Consider the following 226-nt stretch of genomic DNA (forward strand, 5'->3'; position numbering starts at 1 on the left):
GCAACCTTGAATCATTCTTTGCACTCATCTCAACTTACCTACTTTTTCTTGGCTTCTTTACGACGGACATACTCGTCAGCGTAGCGAATACCTTTACCCTTGTAAGGCTCCGGCGGACGGTAGCTGCGGATCTCGGCAGCTGCCTGGCCTACGGCCTGCTTGTCGATGCCCTTGACCACGATCTCGGTCTGGCTGGGAGTTTCCGCAGAAACGCCTTCGGGCAGTT

Annotated in this window: 1 protein-coding gene; it reads right to left on the minus strand. The window is 54.4% G+C overall.

Annotated elements, in window-relative coordinates; translation table 11 throughout:
* Positions 1 to 38: 38 nt before the first annotated feature.
* The coding region (gene rplF, locus A3709_RS20820; RefSeq protein WP_082850280.1) for a 50S ribosomal protein L6 at positions 39 to 226 on the minus strand (188 nt) is incomplete at its 5' end.

The organism is Halioglobus sp. HI00S01 (assembly GCF_001635445.1).
GTDB classification, from domain to species: Bacteria; Pseudomonadota; Gammaproteobacteria; order Pseudomonadales; family Halieaceae; genus Halioglobus; species Halioglobus japonicus.